At 44.5% G+C, this 20,326-nt stretch carries 20 protein-coding genes and 1 pseudogene; all 21 read left to right on the top strand.

Annotated elements, in window-relative coordinates; translation table 11 throughout:
* Positions 1–118: 118 nt before the first annotated feature.
* The 21 genes and pseudogenes from MUO15_RS16770 to MUO15_RS16875 all read left to right on the top strand — a co-directional run bounded on the left by MUO15_RS16770 (position 119) and on the right by MUO15_RS16875 (position 19,945).
* Positions 119–1,729 (top strand): CTP synthase, encoded by a 1,611-nt coding sequence (locus MUO15_RS16770; RefSeq protein ID WP_245031049.1) that lies wholly within the window; start codon positions 119–121, stop codon positions 1,727–1,729.
* A gap of 267 nt (positions 1,730–1,996) precedes the next feature.
* Positions 1,997–2,365, top strand: coding sequence for a response regulator (locus MUO15_RS16775; protein ID WP_245031051.1), 369 nt, complete (start codon positions 1,997–1,999; stop codon positions 2,363–2,365).
* Positions 2,366–2,740: 375 nt separating this feature from the next.
* Complete coding sequence (gene fba / locus MUO15_RS16780) at positions 2,741–3,604, top strand: class II fructose-1,6-bisphosphate aldolase (RefSeq protein WP_245031052.1); 864 nt, start codon at positions 2,741–2,743, stop codon at positions 3,602–3,604.
* A 102-nt stretch (positions 3,605–3,706) separates the two neighbouring features.
* Entirely contained in the window at positions 3,707–4,348 is a 642-nt protein-coding gene (gene fsa / locus MUO15_RS16785) for a fructose-6-phosphate aldolase (RefSeq protein WP_245031054.1), read from the top strand.
* 67 nt (positions 4,349–4,415) lie between these two features.
* Complete coding sequence (locus tag MUO15_RS16790) at positions 4,416–5,702, top strand: UDP-N-acetylglucosamine 1-carboxyvinyltransferase (RefSeq protein ID WP_245031056.1); 1,287 nt, start codon at positions 4,416–4,418, stop codon at positions 5,700–5,702.
* Positions 5,703–5,963: 261 nt separating this feature from the next.
* Positions 5,964–6,203 (top strand): hypothetical protein, encoded by a 240-nt coding sequence (locus tag MUO15_RS16795; protein WP_245031058.1) that lies wholly within the window; start codon positions 5,964–5,966, stop codon positions 6,201–6,203.
* Entirely contained in the window at positions 6,176–7,141 is a 966-nt protein-coding gene (glpX, locus tag MUO15_RS16800; RefSeq protein WP_245031060.1) for a class II fructose-bisphosphatase, read from the top strand. Before MUO15_RS16795 ends, glpX begins: the two co-directional genes overlap by 28 nt.
* 416 nt (positions 7,142–7,557) lie before the next feature.
* A pseudogene (gene rho / locus MUO15_RS16805) lies at positions 7,558–8,819 on the top strand (transcription termination factor Rho).
* 261 nt (positions 8,820–9,080) lie between these two features.
* Positions 9,081–9,326, top strand: coding sequence for a type B 50S ribosomal protein L31 (locus MUO15_RS16810; RefSeq protein WP_244754827.1), 246 nt, complete (start codon positions 9,081–9,083; stop codon positions 9,324–9,326).
* Between the two features lie 226 nt (positions 9,327–9,552).
* Positions 9,553–10,173, top strand: coding sequence for a thymidine kinase (locus MUO15_RS16815; protein WP_245036062.1), 621 nt, complete (start codon positions 9,553–9,555; stop codon positions 10,171–10,173).
* Between the two features lie 126 nt (positions 10,174–10,299).
* Positions 10,300–10,701 (top strand): HMG-box domain-containing protein, encoded by a 402-nt coding sequence (locus MUO15_RS16820; protein WP_245031062.1) that lies wholly within the window; start codon positions 10,300–10,302, stop codon positions 10,699–10,701.
* Between the two features lie 558 nt (positions 10,702–11,259).
* Positions 11,260–12,330: a peptide chain release factor 1 gene (gene prfA, locus MUO15_RS16830; protein ID WP_245031065.1), complete on the top strand. Its 1,071-nt coding sequence runs from the start codon at positions 11,260–11,262 to the stop codon at positions 12,328–12,330.
* Positions 12,323–13,180 carry a peptide chain release factor N(5)-glutamine methyltransferase gene (prmC, locus tag MUO15_RS16835; RefSeq protein WP_245031067.1) on the top strand — a complete coding sequence of 286 codons (858 nt, stop codon included), beginning with the start codon at positions 12,323–12,325 and terminating at the stop codon, positions 13,178–13,180. Before prfA ends, prmC begins: the two co-directional genes overlap by 8 nt.
* 127 nt (positions 13,181–13,307) lie before the next feature.
* Positions 13,308–13,922 (top strand): stage II sporulation protein R, encoded by a 615-nt coding sequence (gene spoIIR / locus MUO15_RS16840; protein WP_245031069.1) that lies wholly within the window; start codon positions 13,308–13,310, stop codon positions 13,920–13,922.
* A 189-nt stretch (positions 13,923–14,111) separates the two neighbouring features.
* Positions 14,112–14,438: a hypothetical protein gene (locus tag MUO15_RS16845; protein WP_245031071.1), complete on the top strand. Its 327-nt coding sequence runs from the start codon at positions 14,112–14,114 to the stop codon at positions 14,436–14,438.
* A gap of 574 nt (positions 14,439–15,012) precedes the next feature.
* The gene (locus tag MUO15_RS16850; protein WP_396266358.1) at positions 15,013–16,044 is read left to right on the top strand and encodes an L-threonylcarbamoyladenylate synthase; all 1,032 of its coding nucleotides are present in this window, start codon (positions 15,013–15,015) and stop codon (positions 16,042–16,044) included.
* 52 nt (positions 16,045–16,096) lie between these two features.
* Positions 16,097–16,639: a manganese efflux pump MntP gene (locus tag MUO15_RS16855; RefSeq protein ID WP_245031081.1), complete on the top strand. Its 543-nt coding sequence runs from the start codon at positions 16,097–16,099 to the stop codon at positions 16,637–16,639.
* 69 nt (positions 16,640–16,708) lie between these two features.
* Positions 16,709–17,320: a low molecular weight protein arginine phosphatase gene (locus tag MUO15_RS16860; RefSeq protein WP_256464143.1), complete on the top strand. Its 612-nt coding sequence runs from the start codon at positions 16,709–16,711 to the stop codon at positions 17,318–17,320.
* A gap of 96 nt (positions 17,321–17,416) precedes the next feature.
* Positions 17,417–17,863, top strand: coding sequence for a ribose 5-phosphate isomerase B (gene rpiB / locus MUO15_RS16865; protein ID WP_245031083.1), 447 nt, complete (start codon positions 17,417–17,419; stop codon positions 17,861–17,863).
* 251 nt (positions 17,864–18,114) lie between these two features.
* Positions 18,115–18,666: a TIGR01440 family protein gene (locus MUO15_RS16870; protein WP_245031085.1), complete on the top strand. Its 552-nt coding sequence runs from the start codon at positions 18,115–18,117 to the stop codon at positions 18,664–18,666.
* Positions 18,667–18,691: 25 nt separating this feature from the next.
* Complete coding sequence (locus tag MUO15_RS16875; RefSeq protein ID WP_245031087.1) at positions 18,692–19,945, top strand: serine hydroxymethyltransferase; 1,254 nt, start codon at positions 18,692–18,694, stop codon at positions 19,943–19,945.
* Positions 19,946–20,326 lie beyond the last annotated feature (381 nt).

Here is a 20,326-nt window from a genome sequence, read left to right on the forward strand (position 1 = left end):
TGGGCTCTTTAAATTTTGATTAACATTCAAAAACGCTCCCCTTATTGGGGGCGTTTTTTTTATTTTTTCACCACCCTGAGAATACTACCAAAAGGATCAGTTTATAAAAGAAAGAGGGATGATTGTGGCAACGAAATATATTTTTGTAACAGGCGGTGTAGTCTCGTCTCTTGGAAAAGGGATCACAGCAGCTTCACTTGGCCGATTATTGAAAAACAGAGGATTAAAGGTGACGATCCAGAAGTTCGATCCATACATTAACGTGGACCCGGGGACGATGAGTCCTTACCAGCACGGGGAAGTATTTGTAACAGAAGATGGGGCGGAAACGGACCTTGACCTCGGACATTATGAGCGTTTTATTGATATTAACTTAAATAAATTCAGTAACACAACAACAGGGAAAGTCTATTCAAACGTCATTAAAAAAGAACGCCGTGGGGATTACCTTGGCGGAACGGTGCAAGTCATCCCACATATTACCAATGAAATTAAGGGACGCGTTTTCCGTGCTGGACATGAGACGAATGCAGATGTTGTGATCACAGAGATTGGTGGAACGGTCGGGGACATTGAATCCCTTCCATTCCTAGAGGCGATTCGCCAAATTAAAAGTGACATCGGTCGCGAGCATGTCATGTACCTTCACTGTACACTCGTCCCATATTTGAAGGCTGCTGGAGAAATGAAAACGAAGCCTACCCAGCATAGTGTAAAAGAACTTCGTTCGCTCGGAATTCAGCCTGATGTTATTGTGCTGCGTACTGAAATGGCCATTTCAGAAGATATGAAAGAAAAGATTGCCTTGTTCTGTGATATTGATAAGCAAGCGGTTATTGAAGCGGGAGACGCTGACACTTTATACAACGTGCCGCTTGATCTTCAAGCCCAAAAGCTCGATGAACTCACGTGCAAGCATTTTGGCTTAAAAACGGATCCTGCTGATATGACCGAGTGGAACAAGCTCGTAGATAACGTGAAAAATTTAAAAGGAAAAGCTACAATCGGTTTAGTCGGGAAATACGTTGAGTTGCCAGATGCGTACATTTCTGTTGTAGAGGCACTCAAACACGCTGGCTACAGCTATGACACAGATGTAGAAGTGAAGTGGATCGATTCCGAAGAAGTTTCAGATCAAAATGTTCGCGAAATGCTAAGTGATGTGGATGGTGTACTAGTGCCAGGAGGCTTTGGTGACCGTGGCATCGAAGGGAAAATTACTGCGATCCATTATGCCCGCGTGGAGCGTGTTCCGTTCCTCGGTATTTGTTTAGGAATGCAACTGGCTACGGTGGAATTCGCGCGCCATGAACTCGGATTAACAGGTGCACATTCAGCAGAAATTGACCCATCTACACCGCATCCAATCATCGACCTTTTACCCGAACAAAAGGAACTTACTGATCTTGGCGGGACCCTTCGTCTCGGTGTTTATCCTTCTCGTCTTATGGCCAATACGAAGGCGCTGGAAGCTTACGGGGAAGAAGTGATTTACGAGCGTCATCGTCATCGCTTCGAATTTAATAACCATTATCGTGAACAAATGGAAGCAAAAGGCTTTCTTTTCTCAGGGACAAGCCCTGATGGCCGATTAGTTGAAATTATTGAGGTGGAAGATCATCCATGGTTTGTCGCAAGCCAGTTCCATCCAGAATTCAAATCACGTCCGACACGCCCCCAGCAGCTGTTCCATAGCTTTATCGGAGCCGTTATTAATGAGAAATTATAAATGATAAAGAGGCAGGCTTTACGGCTTGCCTTTTTATATAAAGACTTGTTATTTACCAAAAATTGCAGGAGTTTGCGAGTTGATATAGAAGATATAAGACTAGAGAAGGAAAAAGGTATGGGCATGCAGATAGTAAAAGATGGTGGCCTCCCAATAGACACACCATAACAAATGGCTTTTTGGACCGGGACTCTTTAGAAGAAGTTGTTTGATTCTAAGCAAGTGTCGAGGCAGCTAACACTAGAAAAAGAAGGGCTGTGACAACCTATGACAAGCAAAATTCTCATTGTTGACGATCAACCAGGAATTAGAATGTTACTAGAGGAATTTCTTAAAAGCGAAGGATATGAAACTATTAGTGCAAATACAGGAAAACAAGCTTGTGAAATGGCAATGGAGCATAACCCGGATCTCGTTTTAATGGATTACAATTTGCCGGTAATGAGTGGTGGAGAGGTTCTCAACTACTTAGATATTGAAAAATTTGATAAGCCCGTTTTTATTATGACAGGTCTCTCTGTAAGCTCGATTGAAGAAGATACTCACTATTCCTTTGTTCAACATGTCATCTCAAAACCATTTGACATTCACGCGATTCGTCAAATGATAGCAGACTGTCTTGTTCGTGAAGGTTAACGAGAAAAATTTAGCACAACCACAACTTCTACATTATATAAGGATGGACATATGAGGGCAGTTTTCCATACCTTCTGCCTTATTTCTCTAAGTTTTGCGAGAGTCGATTTCGAAGTAGATTCTTATAACGAAGGGAAAATTTTTTATAAATAGGATCAAAACACGTAGCTTTCTATGCCATAGTACGCTGGCATTTATTGATGATATAAAAACTTTTCTAATTGAAAGCGCTATCTGACTCTCGCGATGTTGCACCTTCGAGAGGGTATTGGTATTCTAATACTGTAGCTTTATTTATACGACATATTTTTCAGTACGGAAATTGAAAATATGGAAGTAAATACGAGAAGTATTTTATTTGAAGGAGGATCTTTCATGCCGTTAGTTTCAATGAAAGAAATGCTAGAAACAGCTAAGGGAGAACGCTACGGAGTAGGTCAGTTTAACCTTAATAATCTTGAATATGCTCAAGCGATTCTTCAGGCTGCTGAAGAAGAGCAATCTCCAGTTATCCTCGGGGTATCTGAGGGTGCGGGCCGATACATGGGCGGCTTTAACGTAGTAGTGGCTATGGTTAAGTCACTTATGGAATCTTATGGGACAACTGTACCTGTTGCGATTCACTTAGATCACGGATCAAGTTTTGAGAAATGTGCAGAGGCGATCCACGCTGGATTTACTTCTGTCATGATCGACGCGTCTCACGATCCGCTTGAGGAAAACATTGCTCTTACAAAAAAAGTTGTTGAGCTTGCTCACATTCACGGGGTTTCTGTTGAAGCAGAACTTGGCCGTGTAGGTGGACAAGAAGACGACCTTATCGTGGATGATGCAGAGGCAGCTTATGCGATTCCTTCCGAGTGTAAACAACTCGTTGACGAAACAGATGTTGACGTATTTGCACCTGCTCTAGGCTCTGTTCATGGACCATACAAAGGTGAACCAAACCTTGGCTTCGATCGCATGGAAGAAATCATGGGGCTTGTTGACAAACCACTTGTGCTTCACGGTGGAACAGGGATCCCAACAGCGGATGTTAAAAAAGCTATTTCTTTCGGTACAGCCAAAATTAACGTAAACACAGAAAACCAAATTTCTCAAGGTAAAGCAGTGCGTAAAGTTCTTGCTGAACAGCCGGAACAATACGATCCTCGTAAATACTTGGGACCTGGTCGTGACGCAATTAAAGAAACCGTCATCGGCAAAATGCGTGAATTTGGTTCTTCTCAAAAAGCATAGCTATGCACGTCCAAGGAAGCCGTTACCAAGTAACGGTTTCCTTTTCAACATGTATGAAAACGCAACCATATGACATATTTCGACATCGGAGGGGTGTTTAGGATGAAATTTTTTGTAGATACGGCTAATATTGATGAGATAAAAGAAGCGAACGCTTTAGGGGTGCTGGATGGGGTAACGACAAACCCGAGCTTAGTTGCGAAAGAAGGCGTTTCTTTCCACGACCGTTTAAAAGAAATCACTAAGGAGGTCGATGGTTCAGTAAGTGCTGAAGTGATCTCACTTGATGTTGAGGGCATGCTCAAGGAAGCGAAAGAACTTGCAGCCATCGCCCCAAATATCACGGTAAAAGTCCCGATGACACTGGACGGGTTGAAGGCTGTAAAAGCTTTGAGCGATTTGAACATAAAAACAAATGTAACCCTTATCTTTTCAGCCAACCAGGCATTGCTTGCGGCACGTGCAGGAGCGTCCTACGTATCACCGTTCCTTGGACGTCTTGACGACATCGGTCACAACGGAATGGAACTCGTTGCTCAAATTGCGGAAATTTTCGACCGTCATGCGATTGAGACAGAGATCATTGCCGCATCTGTTCGTCATCCTGTCCATGTAACAGACGCAGCATTGAATGGAGCCCACATTGCAACGGTTCCATTTAAACTTTTTGGCCAGCTCGTTAAACATCCTCTGACTGATCAAGGTATTGAAAAATTTCTTAATGACTGGAATAATCAAAAATAAAGAGTCATTTGGCAAAAATTGCACATAATAAAGATATAATCTTTACCTTTAAAGCGAGGGGTTTCTCATGAAAAAACTACTAGTAGAAGGCGGAACCCGCTTGCGCGGACAAGTACGCGTAAGTGGAGCAAAAAACAGCGCCGTTGCTCTATTGCCTGCCGCGATTTTAGCGAACTCAAAAGTAACAATCGAAGGACTTCCGAGCATTTCTGATGTAGGGACCCTTTCTGATTTGCTTGAAGAAATTGGAGGTACCGTCCGCCGTGACGGCCAAACGATTGAAATTGAGCCATCCGAAATGATTTCAATGCCGCTTCCAAACGGCCGTGTCAAAAAACTGCGTGCCTCTTATTATTTTATGGGGGCTATGCTTGGTCGTTTTAATAAGGCTGTCATTGGATTGCCTGGTGGGTGCCACCTCGGGCCGCGTCCGATTGACCAGCATATTAAAGGATTCGAAGCACTTGGCGCTGAAGTGACCAACGAACAAGGTGCAATTTATTTGCGTGCAAAAGAACTGCGCGGTGCAAGAATCTATTTAGACGTGGTCAGCGTGGGAGCCACCATCAATATTATGCTTGCAGCCGTCAAAGCCAAGGGGAAGACAACCATCGAAAATGCAGCGAAAGAACCCGAAATTATTGACGTGGCCACACTTTTAACAAGTATGGGTGCGAAAATAAAAGGGGCAGGAACTGACGTGATCCGTATTGAAGGTGTAGAGGAGCTCAACGGCTGTCTACACACAATTATTCCAGATCGGATTGAAGCAGGAACCTATACGATCATGGCTGCAGCTCAAGGCGAAGAAATGATCATTGATAACGTGATTCCGCAGCATCTTGAATCCCTTTTGGCAAAACTGCGCGAGATGGGTGTAACGATTGAGGAGAATGATGAACAGCTCTATATTAGACCAGGTGAAAAGATCAAGAGTGTTGACATTAAAACGCTTGTCTATCCCGGTTTTCCAACTGATTTACAGCAGCCATTCACGACATTACTAACAAAAGCTGAAGGTACAGGGGTCGTGACGGATACGATTTATCAAGCGAGATTTAAGCATGTCGATGAATTACGAAGAATGAATGCATCAATTAAAGTCGAAGGCGGTGCAGCTATCGTCGCCGGCCCTTCCCGACTCGAAGGTGCAAAGGTAAAAGCCTCAGATTTAAGGGCAGGAGCTGCATTAGTTATTGCTGGTCTAATGGCAAAAGGAGTAACTGAAATTACTGGCGTAGACCACATTGAACGAGGATACGAAAACATTACAAATAAACTAGTAGAACTCGGCGCAAATATCTGGTATGAGGAAATGTCAGAAGAAGAAGTCGAACAATTTCAGAATTCATAGGAAAAGCGGAAAGGGGCGTTTAGACCTGAAACGCATAAGTAAGACGACGCAGTGAAGTGATCTTCCTTCACGGAGTTGGATTACTTATGTCGCGAAGGTCTGCCCCTTGCAGCTAGACATAGGAAAAGCGGAAAGGGGCGTTTAGACCTGAAACGCATAAGTAAGACGACGCAGTGAACAAAAGGATTCAAGGAAGTTCGGTTAAAAACGGCGCGTCCTGTGCCAACACCGAACGACCCCACGTCCTGTGGGGCCACGGAGTTGGATTACTTATGTCGCGAAGTTCTGCCCCTTGCAGCTAGACAAAGGAAAAGCGAAAGCGCCCTGGTAGACCGATTAGAGGAAGTTCGGCTAAAGCCGAGTTATGAGGAAGTTCAACGTCGAACTACCCCGCGTCCTGTGGGGCATGCTAAAACATCATTTCCATGGGGAGATGAGGAAAAATTCTATATAGAGAATGGGGAGAATGAACCATGGAAAGAAGTTTATCAATGGAACTAGTAAGAGTAACAGAGGCAGCCGCTTTATCATCGGCCCGCTGGATGGGAAGAGGAAAGAAAGACGAGGCCGATGATGCAGCTACCTCAGCTATGCGTGATGTGTTTGACACCATCCCAATGAAGGGGACGGTTGTCATTGGTGAAGGAGAAATGGATGAAGCGCCGATGCTTTACATTGGCGAGAAGCTCGGGAATGGCTTTGGTCCGAGAGTTGACGTAGCTGTTGATCCACTTGAAGGCACAAATATTGTTGCTCAAGGGACGTGGAATGCGCTGGCAGTCATAGCCATTGCCGATCATAACCGGCTTTTGCATGCACCAGATATGTATATGGAAAAAATTGCAGTTGGCCCTGAAGCCGTTGGAAAAGTCGACATCAATGCGTCGGTAGCTGATAATCTTGCAGCGGTAGCTAAAGCGAAGAACAAAGAGGTTGAAGACGTTGTAGCGATTGTCTTAAATCGAAAACGGCATGAAGGAATCATTGAAGAGATTCGTGCAGCGGGAGCCCGTATCAAGTTAATCTCAGATGGGGACGTGGCTGCAGCCATTAATACTGCTTTTGACGATACGGGTGTTGATATTTTGTTCGGATCAGGCGGAGCGCCAGAAGGAGTGCTTGCCGCTGTTGCTTTAAAATGTCTCGGTGGTGAAATTCAAGGAAAACTTATTCCTTCAAATGATGAAGAATTGAAAAGATGTACAGACATGGGAATTGAAGATATCAATAGAGTTCTTTACATGGATGACTTCTGTGGTGGGGATGATGCCATCTTCGCAGCGACAGGTGTAACAGATGGAGAACTTCTACAAGGCGTCCAGTTTAAAGGGCAGAAAGCAACAACTCAAACCGTTGTCATGCGTGCGAAATCAGGAACCGTCCGTTTCATTGACGGCGATCACAGCCTTAAGAAGAAGCCGAATTTAGTGATTAAGTAATGGTCTAATGGGAGGCTCTGCGCGACCTTAGCCTCCCTCATCCTACTTTTTACCCTCTTACCAACTTGCCAAAAAAACCTCTTGAACCGACATGATTACTAGATGTACAATAAGGTAGGTTTACAAGCAATAATAGAACAACATAAATAAGCGAAGCCTCTGTAAGCTTCACATCCCTCTTGTTTCTTCTTTTTATTTCCAAAAGGGCAACTAGTGCTCCTACTTGAATCACATAGATTGGTAGAAGGCTTACTCTGGTATACAAACAATCTCAAGATTTGAAAAAACGCAAGCACTTTGCTAGAAAGTATTCGTTTTCCTTCGATAAAGCGATGGTCTAAGCAGCAGCTGCTTCCGATAAAAACAATTAAAGTGGTGATTTTGTGGCAGAACTAACGATATCCAATTTAGAAGGCATGACCTTAAAGAAACTCTACTCTTTAGCGAAACAGTACAAAGTTTCCTATTATGCTAAGCTAACGAAGCGAGAGTTGATTTTTGCGATTTTAAAAGCACAGGCAGAGAAAGATGGCTTTCTATTTATGGATGGTATTTTAGAAATTATTCCCTCAGAAGGCTTTGGCTTCCTTCGTCCTATTAATTACTCGCCAAGCGCTGAAGATATTTATATATCCGCTTCACAAATTCGCAGGTTTGATTTGCGAAATGGAGATAAAGTCAGTGGGAAAGTACGTCCTCCTAAGGAAAATGAACGATATTATGGCTTGCTTCACGTCGATGCCGTTAATGGGGAAGATCCTGATTCAGCAAAGGAACGTGTTCATTTTCCAGCATTAACCCCACTTTATCCAGACCGTCACATGAAGCTTGAAACAGAAAGCAAGAAACTTTCCACTCGTATTATGGACTTGATGGCACCAGTTGGGTATGGGCAGCGTGGATTAATTGTTGCTCCACCTAAAGCAGGTAAAACGATGCTGCTTAAGCAAATGGCCAATAGTATTTCAACCAACCACCCTGATTCGAAGCTGATTATCTTACTTGTTGATGAGCGTCCAGAGGAAGTGACCGATATTGAACGCTCCGTAGCGCCAGATGTTGATGTTGTCAGCTCAACCTTTGACGAAGTACCGGAAAACCATATTAAAGTGGCCGAACTTGTCCTTGAACGGGCGATGCGTCTCGTTGAACATAAGCGCGACGTCATTATCTTGATGGACAGCATCACACGGCTTGCCCGTGCGTACAACTTGGTTATTCCGCCGAGCGGCCGTACACTTTCCGGGGGATCGACCCGGCAGCCTTCCATCGTCCTAAGCGTTTCTTCGGTGCGGCTCGAAATATTGAAGAAGGCGGAAGCTTTACCATTTTAGCGACAGCTCTTGTTGACACGGGCTCCCGTATGGACGATGTGATCTATGAAGAATTTAAAGGAACAGGGAACATGGAGCTGCATCTTGACCGCAGCCTGGCTGAGCGCCGCATTTTCCCGGCCATCGATATTATGCGTTCAGGAACGAGAAAAGAAGAACTTCTCTTACCGAAAGCGGAGCTCGATAAAGTCTATGCGATTCGTAAAGCCCTTTCTGATTCCCATGACTTTACCGACCGCTTCCTGCGCAGACTGCGTTCATCGAAAACGAACGAAGAGTTTTTCGACCTTATGGACAAGGATATGAATATGAAAGGGAAAGCAGCACAGGGCCGTCGCAGCTAACCCGATTTCTTTTTTTCCAGAAGGCTCTTTTAATAAAGTTGTTTTTGTATAGGAAGACCGCAGAGGGAAATATGCCCACTTTTCCGAAGACACAACTTTCCAGAATAAAATGGGAATCATCTAAGGCTGTTGCATTGGACAGGATAGACTGATATAATCTTTCTATGTGAGTTTCAGTAAAAGGTGTATGCACTAACCTTCGACGGCTCTTACAATAACTCTGTTTCTGAAGGACTCAGGGCAAAAAGGAGTGGAAGAATCATGAAAGCAGGAATTCATCCAGAATACCGTAAAGTTGTATTTCTTGATACAAGTTCTGATTTCAAATTTCTAGGTGGATCTACACAAGGATCTGAAGAAACAATTGAATGGGAAGATGGGAGCACATACCCACTAATCCGTGTTGAAATTAGTTCTGCGTCTCATCCATTCTACACAGGCAAACAAAAAGCTGACAAAGCTGGCGGCCGTGTGGATCGCTTCAAGAAAAAATATAACCTTTCATAATAATGAGTGGGCATCCTTTAGGATGTACACTGCATAATTTTGAGCAAGAACAGGCAAATTGTCTTACCGTTTGCCTGTTTTTTTGTAAAAGAAAAGCGGAGGCGCCCTGGCAGACACGACAAGCATAAGCAGAGCGGCGCAGTGAAGTGATCTTTCTTCACAGAGGCGAACTGCTTATGTCTCGAGTGTCTGGGCGCTGAAGCTAGACAAGGGAGCGACAGTGGACGTGTATGTCATGAAACAGAGCGGATGGGTAGAAGTGATTTGCGGTAGTATGTTCAGTGGAAAATCGGAGGAATTGATCCGCCGAGTCCGCCGAGCTACATACGGAAACTTGTCTGTTCGTGTATTTAAACCCGCCATTGATAACCGATATAAAGAAGATTCCATCGTGTCACACAACGGAACATCTGTCCTTGCAAGACCTGCATCTGAGTCACTTGAAATTCTCGAGAAAGTGAATGATGAGGTGGACATTGTCGGTATAGATGAAGTTCAGTTTTTTGATGAATATATAATTGAAGTCGTCGAATGTCTTGCTGATCGCGGCATTCGCGTCATCACAGCAGGACTGGATACAGATTTTCGAGGGGAGCCTTTCGGGAAAGTTCCTGAACTCATGGCTTTAAGTGAAAGTGTCACAAAGCTAAACGCCATCTGTCCCGTCTGCGGATCTCCGGCTAGTCGCACGCAGCGCCTGATCGACGGGAAGCCGGCTTCCTATGATGATCCGATTATTTTAGTCGGTGCCTCAGAATCGTACGAGCCGAGGTGCCGTCACCATCATGAGGTCCCAAATAAACCCAGGCAAGCGCAAGTGAAAGCCCACGTTGAAAAATATGCCTGATGTAAAACCCACCAACTTTTTGAAAAGTTGGTGGGTTTTTTTGTGAACAAATGTTTAGTTACAAGGTACGCATAATCCTCTTCATCTCTGTAAAAACTAGAGAAAAAGAGAAGAGGTGTGTAAGAGATGATTCGAGTAATTGGAGTACTTGTAATGATGACATTGATAACGGCGGCATGCGGCCAGCAATATGAGAACTTCCAGGGAAGCACGAACCGCGAGGACATAGAGAATATGAGTCTGCAAGATGAAAACACATCAGATGTGGAATATGAAAATCCCCGTTCGATGGATCGAGTCGGTGATACGTGGGGACGAAAGCAAGATCGGGAAATGATGAAAGAGGCCGCAAACCAAGTTCCAGGGGTTACGGTGAAACGTGTCATTATTGAAGCAGGTCAAGCGTGGGTGACGGTTAGTGTCGACCGCGAATTGAGCAATGAGGAAAAAATGGATTGGAGCAAACAAATTAAAGAATCTGTGTATGGAGCTGTACCGCGCTATAATATAAATGTGAAAATTAGGTAGTAGCGACTCCAGGGTTTTCGACCTCATGCTGTTTTCATGTAAATATGCAAATAATCGTCTAATTGGTGCAATTATTGACTTTTTCGCGCAAATAACCCGAAAGATATGCAATTGAGTAAATTTCATAATTTAAGCCCCTTATGCCGAGGTATTAAAAAAAGGGGGTACCTCCTCAAGTCTAGATTAAGCAACGCCAAAAGAGGATAAGCTAAAACCCGAATCAAAAACAACATGAATGGCTCATGTTAGCTGTTGAAATACAAGAAGACTCCTGCGGGAACAGTGACCAAAGCGAGATTCCACAGGAACGGAACGTCAGTGACGTTCGAGGAGGCTCGCTGGTTGCTCGCGGGAAAGCATATTTTAACTGCGTGTTTATAACAACAAGCTTTTCGAAAAAGTGCCTTAAATCTTTGTACTTTTTAAATTTTTTTGCAATTTAGCTTCGATTACGTGCGATCCACAATAACGCTAAACCTGTTTTTAAGAGGGATGTGGTTGTAACCCTATCCTCTCTATAATATAATTAGACTGTTATGGAGAAAGAGGTGCATACCATTGATCGAACGTTTGCAAACACTTGAAGACCGTTATGAAAAATTGAATGAATTACTCAGTGATCCTGAAGTAATTTCGGATACGAATAAACTACGTGAATATTCAAAAGAGCAATCAGGTTTACAGGATACGGTGACGGCCTACCGTGAGTATAAGGAAGTAGCCGAACAGCTTGACGATGCGAAAGTCATGCTTGATGACAGCCTTGATAGCGAGATGGAAGCAATGGTGAAAGAGGAAATCAATGAGCTTTCTGAGCGAAAGGTAGACCTTGAAGAGCGTTTGAAAGTCCTTATGCTTCCGAGTGATCCAAATGATGATAAAAACGTAATTATGGAAGTTCGCGGAGCAGCTGGTGGAGACGAAGCGGCTTTATTTGCAGGTGATCTTTACCGGATGTATGCAAGATACGCGGAGTCCCAAGGCTGGAAGACAGAAGTCATTGAAGCGAATGCCAATGATGTCGGCGGCTACAAAGAGATCATTTTTATGATTAATGGGGATCGAGCCTATTCAAAAATGAAATTCGAAAATGGCGCCCATCGTGTCCAACGTGTTCCGGAAACGGAATCGGGTGGGCGGATTCATACGTCGACAGCAACAGTCGTTGTTATGCCAGAAGCAGAAGAAGTCGAAGTCGAGGTACACGACAAAGATATTCGCGTTGATACATTTGCTTCAAGCGGACCAGGCGGACAAAGTGTAAATACGACCATGTCTGCGGTACGGTTGACGCACGAACCAACTGGAATCGTAGTGTCCTGTCAGGATGAGAAATCACAAATCAAGAACAAAGAAAAAGCGATGAAGGTGTTACGAGCACGTATTTACGATAAGTTTCAGCAGGAGCAGCAAGCTGAATTTGATGAAAGCCGTAAATCTGCGGTTGGAACAGGGGATCGTTCAGAGCGGATACGTACGTATAATTTCCCGCAAACACGTGTAACGGATCACCGTATCGGCTTAACGCTACAGAAGCTTGACCAGGTTCTGCAAGGCAATATGGACGAAATTCTCGAGGCTCTGCTGATTGAAGAGCAAACGAAGAAGCTGGAGTCTATCGGTGAATAACGAGCAAATGCCGTTTGCTACGATTCAGGAAGCCCGACGCTGGGCTTCTCTTTTTTTACAAAAGCATGGCCGCGAAGTTCGGGTAGCTGACCTGCTGCTGGAACATCAGCTTAGTCTATCATTTTCCCAGTTGCTCGCTTATGAACGCGATTCTTTTCCGGAACAGAAGCAGGTATGGTTTAAAAAAGCCGTTGAGGACCATGCCTGTACAGGCGTTCCCGTCCAGCACTTAATTGGAAAGGCGCCATTTTATGGACGAGAATTTACGGTTAATCATCACGTGCTAATCCCCCGGCCAGAAACGGAAGAGCTTGTGCTCGGTACAATCAAAAAGATGAAGCTGAAGTCGCCTGTGATTGCTGATCTCGGCACAGGCAGTGGGATCATCGCCATTACTTTAAAGCTTGAGCTATCGTCGAGCCAGCTTTTAGCTACAGATCTTTCCACAGAAGCCATCCAAGTCGCTAAGCAAAATGCTGACACACTCAATGCTGACATCGAGTTTTTCCAAGGTGATTTTCTCGAGCCGATCAAACAACAGCCTATTGATGTGATCGTTTCAAACCCGCCCTATATTGCTTTTTCGGAACAGCTTTCGGAAACGGTTAAAAATTTCGATCCATCGTTAGCGCTATTTGCCAAGGAAGAGGGATTGGCTGCTTATCGGACGATCGTTGAGCAACTCGCTCGATACAAGTTATCCCCATCGCTGGTTGCTTTTGAAATTGGCCATGAACAAGGTGAAGCAGTCAAAAGCCTGATTGAAAGAAAATTACCTGGCTATGATGTCCAAATCAAGCAGGATATTAACAAAAAAGACCGAATGATTTTTGCTGAATTAGCCGACTAGAGAACTTCCTCAAGGGGGCTGGCATGAATGTACAGCCCTAACTCATGTTCTGATCAGATTAATAGATTTCATGTTTAAAAGATTTCCTCCCTGCCCATACTAGCCAGTAACAGGGGAGGGATTTTTTATGAAAAAAATAATTCTTACTACAGCAGCGGTTTTAATAGTTTTATCAATTTTACCTTGGGGACATATGAGCGGAGCATCCTCAAGTTCACAATATCAAGTCATTCCGGACGAAGCGATTCGTCTGAGAATATTAGCTGATAACAATGATAAAAAGGCGCAAGAGCTTAAGCGTGATGTACGCGATGAAGTTAATGCTGAAATTACCAAGTGGGTGGAGGAACTTACCTCTATCGAAGCAGCTCGGTCGCTCATTCAGTCAAGACTACGAGACATAGATACGATTGTAAAAGAAACGATTGAACAAGCAGGGAGCGAGCAAAGCTATCAAGTAAAGTATGGCAAGCAAGTTGAATTTCCTACGAAGCTATATGGCTCATACATTTATCCAGCGGGTGAATATGAAGCAATCCTAATCACGCTGGGTGAAGGAGAAGGCGATAATTGGTGGTGCGTCCTATTCCCGCCGCTTTGCTTCTTGGATTTCTCTAACGGCGCGACCGTTGCCCACGCGGAGGAAACGGATGGTGAACAAGATTCTGAGCAGGCAAAAGAACCTGAGAAGAAAGAAGTGGAGTTCATTCTCGTAAAACTTTGGAAAAAAATCGTATCCTAGCATATCATCTCCTCTCTTTTCATAGAGTACTAGAAAGGTTGTTCAAAAAGTCACCAAAAGCGTGAAATTTCTTATTTAAAGGGGATCTGCATCTGTGTCTACAAGCTTACTCGAGAAAAAAGATAAGGAAGCCAAGAATAAATTCACGTTCGGCAGCTTTTTGAACACATACTAGATAGGGGGAGTTTTATGTATATTGAAAAATTGAACCTTAAACATAACGGAGAATGTGGATATGTGATCAAAAAGGATCATCATGAGGTGGGCTCATTTATTTTGGCTGAACAAGAGGAAGGGGTCAGCAGGCTACAACAGCTAAGTGTGGCAGAAGACGTATCTAAGGCGGGTATCTTATATGTCTTTGAATTGATTCAGGACTATGTGAAAGAAGAAGAGATTCGCGAACTGCAGGTGGAGAGTCACTCGAAAGATCTCAATCATTTACTCGCCCATCAACAGTTTGAGTGTAAGGACGAGGAGCAGCAGTTGTGGACATATAAAGTTATCAACAATTAATGTTGATAACCGGAGCACTTATTCACAATTATATAAGATTTTGTGGATATCGTGTGGATATACTTTCAGGTGGTAGAGGATATCCACCTGAAAGACACTGGATATGTGGATAAAACTGTGTATAAGTTGAGGATAACCTGTTAGTAGTGTCTGAATTTGCGATTATCTGCCGAATTATTCATAATTATTAGTAGTAAGTTGTTAAAAGTGAGTGTTCAAAAAGTTGCCAAATTAGAAGAAAGAAGGTCGAGGCGACGTAGCTTTAAGCGCCAAGGAAATCTTCCCCGAATTGGCATCGCACGAAGGAAAAGTGTCCTTCTTTTCCAAGGAAAGGACTTGCACAGGACGTGCACGGTTTTAGTAGAAGTTCCGCTGCTGCTTGTTGATACGTGAGTAGCGAGGCCACTTCAGAGAATATCCTTCTTCGCTGCCTTGCCCCGAGGAATTTACTTCTTTGAATAGGCCTGTAGACGCAGGGGAACACGCTCTTCAAAAGCGAGCTAACGAAGAGAGTCGCCTCTTATCATTTGGTGACTTTTTGAACAACCTCTAAAAAGGAGAACCAGGCATGAATATGACTACACAGTATTGGAAGCTATCCACAAATGCAACTGAGCACGATCAAGCCATCAGAGAAGCGGCTGGGCTGCTTCATCAACAGCAGGTCGTTGCTTTTCCGACAGAAACGGTTTATGGACTCGGGGCGGATGCGACGAATGAGGTAGCGGTTCAACGTATTTTTGAGGCGAAGGGGCGGCCGGCAGATAATCCCCTGATTGTTCATGTTGCAGACAAATCACAAGTCGAGGGGCTTGTGACAGAAACCCCGCCAATTGCACGCAAATTAATGGACAATTTTTGGCCAGGGCCTTTGACGCTGATCCTGCCAAGCAATGGCACGGCCGCTTCAAACGTAACGGCTGGTTTGCCGACGATCGCCATTCGCATGCCAGATCACACCGTTGCACTGAGCCTTTTAACAGCAGCAGGAAGGCCTTTGGCTGCACCGAGTGCCAATCGCTCGGGGCGGCCTAGTCCCACAGAAGCTGTTCATGTTAGTCAGGATCTCGATGGACGGATTGCCGGGATCGTGGACGGTGGCCCTACAGGAGTTGGCGTCGAATCAACAGTCCTTGATTGTACAGCGGAAATTCCGATGATTCTGAGGCCGGGGGGAGTTACAAAAGAAGACTTGCAGCCATTTATTCCAACTATCATTATTGACCCGGCATTGGCTGATCAAGAAACCAAGCCCAAGTCACCAGGGATGAAATATACCCATTATGCGCCGGAAGCCCCGCTCTGGCTCGTTGATGGAGATAGGGAGTTTTTTCAAAATCAATTGAATCAATTGAAAGCAACGGATCAGCGTGTTGGCGTCATCGCAAGTAGTGAACTAGCGGCAGAATTAGATCATAATAGGGTACTAACATGTGGGTCCAAGCAGGATTTGACTGAGGTAGCCGGCAACTTGTACGGGGCTTTAAGGCAGTTTAAGAAATCGGATGTCGACGTCATTTTGTGTGAAACCTTCCCGGAGCACGGGGTAGGGGCTGCGATTATGAATCGTTTAACAAAAGCAGCCGTCCAAAAAGTGAGTCAGTAGCAAACATACTTGCCCCATTTTCCGCATAGCATGTCCGGAGGGGGGCTTTCTCATGATAGTTGAACATGTTGCGTCATTATTGTTACTTTCATTTGCACTTGGTATGGATGCTTTTTCCGTATCTCTTGGGATGGGCATGCAGGCAGTTAGGCTTAAACATGCTTTTTTTGCAGGCATCGTCGTTGGGATTTTTCATATGCTGATGCCCGGCCTCGGAATGGTATTAGGTACATGGCTTTCAGATAGTGCTAGCACGTGGGCTGCGGTGGCAGGGGGCTTCTTATTGCTCGGACTTGGCTTTTACACCATTTTTGCATCATTTGCAGAAAAACGATCCGCTGCCCATACACTCGTCGGTGCCGGTCTGTGGATATTCGCAGTAAGTGTAAGCATTGACAGCTTTCCTGTGGGTTTCAGCCTCGGACTTAACGATACAGCCATTATCATATCGATCTTGTCTTTTGGAGTGGCTAGCACTGTACTTACGTGGGCAGGCTTTATTATAGGCAGACGAGCAAGCGGGCTTCTTGGAACGTATAGTGAATTATTGGGCGGGAGTATTCTGTGCGCGCTTGGTCTTTACGCCATTTTCTAAACTATTTTTTTCCGAAATAAATGTGATATGATAAATAAAAACGCCTCAGGTGAGGAGCAGTGAATCGACATGAACGTTTTATTTGTATGCACAGGGAATACTTGCCGCAGTCCTATGGCTGAGGCTCTTTTAAAGTTTAAAAATAATGACATTGACGTCCGTTCAGCAGGAATTTTTGCAGGATACGGACAACCATTGTCAGAAGGAACAGAACACGTGTTAAGTGAAATTGGGCTTTCCTTCAATCATTCTTCAACATCAGTTAACAAGGACCTTCTCAAATGGGCTGACCTCGTATTAACGATGACCGATAAGCATAAGCAAACTTTGGCATTGCAGTATCCTGAGGAGCAAACTAAATTTTACACGTTAAAAGAATATGTTCTCATTGATGAACAGCAATGGCAGCAGCTCAAGAATCTTTATGCGTCTTTTGAGGAAAAAAGGATCTTTCATTTAAGTAATATGGAAGAAGACCTGACGGAAGGCGAAATTGAAAAACGCCTTCGTAAAGAACTTTCAAATGAGATCGAAGTGATTCAACAACTTGAAGCCAAGATTCCAAGCTTAAATATCACAGATCCTTACGGCAAAAGTGTCCAAGTGTACAGGGAGACACGTGATGAACTCAATGAGCATATCGACCTTCTATTGAAAAAACTTTCCAACAATATCGATTAATGAAACGACGGATTAAGATCTTCTGCAAGGGGTTTTCCTTCCCTGCTAACTACGGTAAAATAAACGAATAACAAGATAGAGGAGAGTGTCGATCCGATGAAAGTGATTATAGCATCCGATCACGGTGGAGTGAATCTGCGTCGTGAAATAGCAGACGTACTCGATGAATTACATATAGAATTTGAAGACATCGGCTGTAATTGCGAAACATCCGTAGATTTCCCGGACTACGCCATTCCAGCCGCCGAACGAGTGGCCAGCGGCGAATTTGATAGAGGGATTCTTATTTGCGGGACAGGCATCGGCATGTCAATTTCAGCCAATAAAGTGAATGGTATTCGTGCTGCCCTTGTCCACGACCTGTTCACAGCAAAAGCAACTCGCGAGCACAATAACTCCAATGTCCTTTGCATGGGGGAACGTGTCATCGGACCAGGTCTCGCCAAGGAAATCGCTCGTACCTGGCTTGAAACAGATTACGAAGCCGGCCGCCATGAAAATCGGGTAGGGAAAATTACGAAGTATGAAGGACGAAAAGCATAGGCGAGCGTTTAGGTTTAGAAAATTTTACATCTTTCACGACAAGGGGAAAAAGAGATTTATATAATTTGCTGACAGCTCGATCAAATGCTCACCTTAGATAGGGATGCGGCCAAATGCCATCTTCTTTTTTTGAGCATACGTACCCAACGAAGAATTTTGAAAAATATGATAGAATGAAAATATTCAGGAGAAGCTCTCGTGCTTCTCTTTTTTACAAGAAAAATTTAGCCACTCAAAAAGGAGATGAGCATATGACTGATGTACAAGCCATTCAGCAGGAGGTAGCTTCCGTTGTCAGACAGCTGTTGGAAAGCGGCCATATCAAGAATGGTCTACTTGTCATTGGGTGCTCAACCAGCGAAATTGCTGGCGAAAAAATTGGCACTTCAGGCAGTGAAGCAATTGCCAAAGTTGTGTATAATGAATGGCAGAAGCTCACTGAACAAAAAGGAATTGACATCGCATTTCAGTGCTGTGAACACTTAAATCGTTCACTCGTCATCGAACGCTCTGTGCAAAAGCAGCATAACTACAAAGAAGTAGCGGCCATTCCCGTTCCGAAAGCAGGTGGATCAATGGCTTCCTATGCTTATAAACAGATGGAGGATCCTGTTTTAGTAGAGGCGATTGAAGCAGATGCGGGAGTAGACATTGGAGATACGCTAATTGGAATGCATTTGAAGCGCGTCGCCGTACCGCTTCGCCTTGAGCAAAAAGTAATTGGACAAGCACATGTCACGGTAGCTCGCACCCGCCCGCCACTCGTCGGCGGCGCCCGAGCGGTTTACGAACTTGAAGAGTAAAGTAACTTGAGAGGGGAATTCGATCATGGAACATGTTAAATCAACGGATGCAGAAGTGTTTGCAGCTATTAAGGATGAAAAAGATCGTCAAAACCACAATATTGAGCTGATCGCTTCTGAGAATTTCGTATCCGAAGCTGTTATGGAGGCAATGGGATCAGTTTTAACAAACAAATATGCAGAAGGTTACCCGGGGCGCCGTTACTATGGCGGCTGTGAGCACGTTGATGTTGTTGAGAACTTGGCAAGAGATCGTGCCAAGGAACTATTTGGGGCTGAGCATGCCAACGTCCAGCCGCACTCTGGCGCCCAGGCGAACATGGCTGTTTACTTTACGGTTCTTAACCCTGGCGATAAGGTGCTTGGCATGAACTTGAACCATGGCGGCCACCTTACTCACGGCAGCCCGGTAAACTTCAGTGGTACGCTTTATGACTTTGAAGAGTACGGTGTCGATCAAGATCATGAACAAATTGACTACGATGCTGTCTTGGCAAAAGCAAAAGAAGTGAAGCCGAAGTTGATCGTAGCAGGGGCAAGTGCCTATCCACGCGAGATTGATTTTGCTAAGTTCAGAGAAATTGCGGATGAAGTCGGCGCCTATCTCATGGTTGATATGGCCCACATTGCCGGGCTCGTCGCTTCCGGTTTGCATCCAAACCCAGTTCCACACGCCCAGTTCGTAACGACAACCACACACAAAACGTTGCGTGGACCACGCGGCGGCATGATTTTTTGTGAAGAAGAATTTGCTAAGAAAATTGACAAATCCGTATTCCCGGGCATGCAAGGCGGTCCGCTTATGCACGTGATCGCAGCAAAAGCTGTTTCTTTCAAAGAAGCGCTTGATCCGGAATTCAAACAATATTCCCGCCAAATTATCGCAAATGCAAAACAGCTGGCGGAATCGCTTAAGAAAAATGGTGTCCGCCTCGTATCCGGCGGTACCGACAATCACTTGCTGCTACTCGACCTGCAAACCCTCGGCCTAACAGGAAAAGTAGCCGAAAAGGCATTAGACGAAGTTGGCATCACGACCAACAAAAACGCGATTCCATTTGATCCGGAAAGCCCATTTGTAACGAGTGGAATCCGCATTGGTACAGCGGCCGTTACAAGCCGTGGCTTCAAAGAAAAAGAGATGGAAGAAATCGCTGAACAAATTGCCCTAACACTGAAAAATCATGAAGATGCTGATAAACTGAAGGAAGTAGCTGAACGTGTACAGAAGCTGACGTCCCGCTTCCCACTTTATCCAACATTGCTGACAACTTCCTAATGTAGAAGCCACTAGCCTCAGGGTTAGTGGTTTTTCTTTTGCGTTTCGGCGTTGTCGAGTTGGTCGGAGGTCGTGGCTAATTGCACGGAATTTTAAATAATTGCACGAAATTTGGATTAATTGCACGAAATTCGAGATAATTGCACATAATCCGGGATAATTGCACGTAAATCTCATTAATTGCATATATCCAAATTTGCAGAGGAAGGGCATTTTTTCGTGACCGGCTAGCTGCGAGGGGCAGCCCTTCGCGACATAAGCAGTTCACTTCCGGGAAAAAAGAGCACTTCACTGCAGTGCTCTGCTTGGGCCCGCAGGACGCGGGTCAGTTCGGCGTTGGAACAGGACGTTCCGTTTTTAGCCGAACTTCCACTAATTCAG

The organism is Halobacillus amylolyticus (assembly GCF_022921115.1).
GTDB classification, from domain to species: Bacteria; Bacillota; Bacilli; order Bacillales; family Halobacillaceae; genus Halobacillus_A; species Halobacillus_A amylolyticus.

Excerpts from the sequence above, each read along its gene's own strand:
- rpiB (WP_245031083.1), top strand. The coding sequence starts at position 17,417 with ATGAAAGTGATTATAGCATCCGATCACGGTGGAGTGAATCTGCGTCGT.
- MUO15_RS16870 (WP_245031085.1), top strand. The coding sequence starts at position 18,115 with ATGACTGATGTACAAGCCATTCAGCAGGAGGTAGCTTCCGTTGTCAGA.
- MUO15_RS16790 (WP_245031056.1), top strand. The coding sequence starts at position 4,416 with ATGAAAAAACTACTAGTAGAAGGCGGAACCCGCTTGCGCGGACAAGTA.
- MUO15_RS16875 (WP_245031087.1), top strand. The coding sequence starts at position 18,692 with ATGGAACATGTTAAATCAACGGATGCAGAAGTGTTTGCAGCTATTAAG.
- MUO15_RS16850 (WP_396266358.1), top strand. The coding sequence starts at position 15,013 with ATGACTACACAGTATTGGAAGCTATCCACAAATGCAACTGAGCACGAT.
- fba (WP_245031052.1), top strand. The coding sequence starts at position 2,741 with ATGCCGTTAGTTTCAATGAAAGAAATGCTAGAAACAGCTAAGGGAGAA.
- glpX (WP_245031060.1), top strand. The coding sequence starts at position 6,176 with ATGGAAAGAAGTTTATCAATGGAACTAGTAAGAGTAACAGAGGCAGCC.
- MUO15_RS16820 (WP_245031062.1), top strand. The coding sequence starts at position 10,300 with ATGATTCGAGTAATTGGAGTACTTGTAATGATGACATTGATAACGGCG.
- MUO15_RS16770 (WP_245031049.1), top strand. The coding sequence starts at position 119 with ATGATTGTGGCAACGAAATATATTTTTGTAACAGGCGGTGTAGTCTCG.
- MUO15_RS16860 (WP_256464143.1), top strand. The coding sequence starts at position 16,709 with ATGAACGTTTTATTTGTATGCACAGGGAATACTTGCCGCAGTCCTATG.
- MUO15_RS16855 (WP_245031081.1), top strand. The coding sequence starts at position 16,097 with ATGATAGTTGAACATGTTGCGTCATTATTGTTACTTTCATTTGCACTT.
- MUO15_RS16810 (WP_244754827.1), top strand. The coding sequence starts at position 9,081 with ATGAAAGCAGGAATTCATCCAGAATACCGTAAAGTTGTATTTCTTGAT.
- fsa (WP_245031054.1), top strand. The coding sequence starts at position 3,707 with ATGAAATTTTTTGTAGATACGGCTAATATTGATGAGATAAAAGAAGCG.
- MUO15_RS16845 (WP_245031071.1), top strand. The coding sequence starts at position 14,112 with ATGTATATTGAAAAATTGAACCTTAAACATAACGGAGAATGTGGATAT.
- spoIIR (WP_245031069.1), top strand. The coding sequence starts at position 13,308 with ATGAAAAAAATAATTCTTACTACAGCAGCGGTTTTAATAGTTTTATCA.
- MUO15_RS16775 (WP_245031051.1), top strand. The coding sequence starts at position 1,997 with ATGACAAGCAAAATTCTCATTGTTGACGATCAACCAGGAATTAGAATG.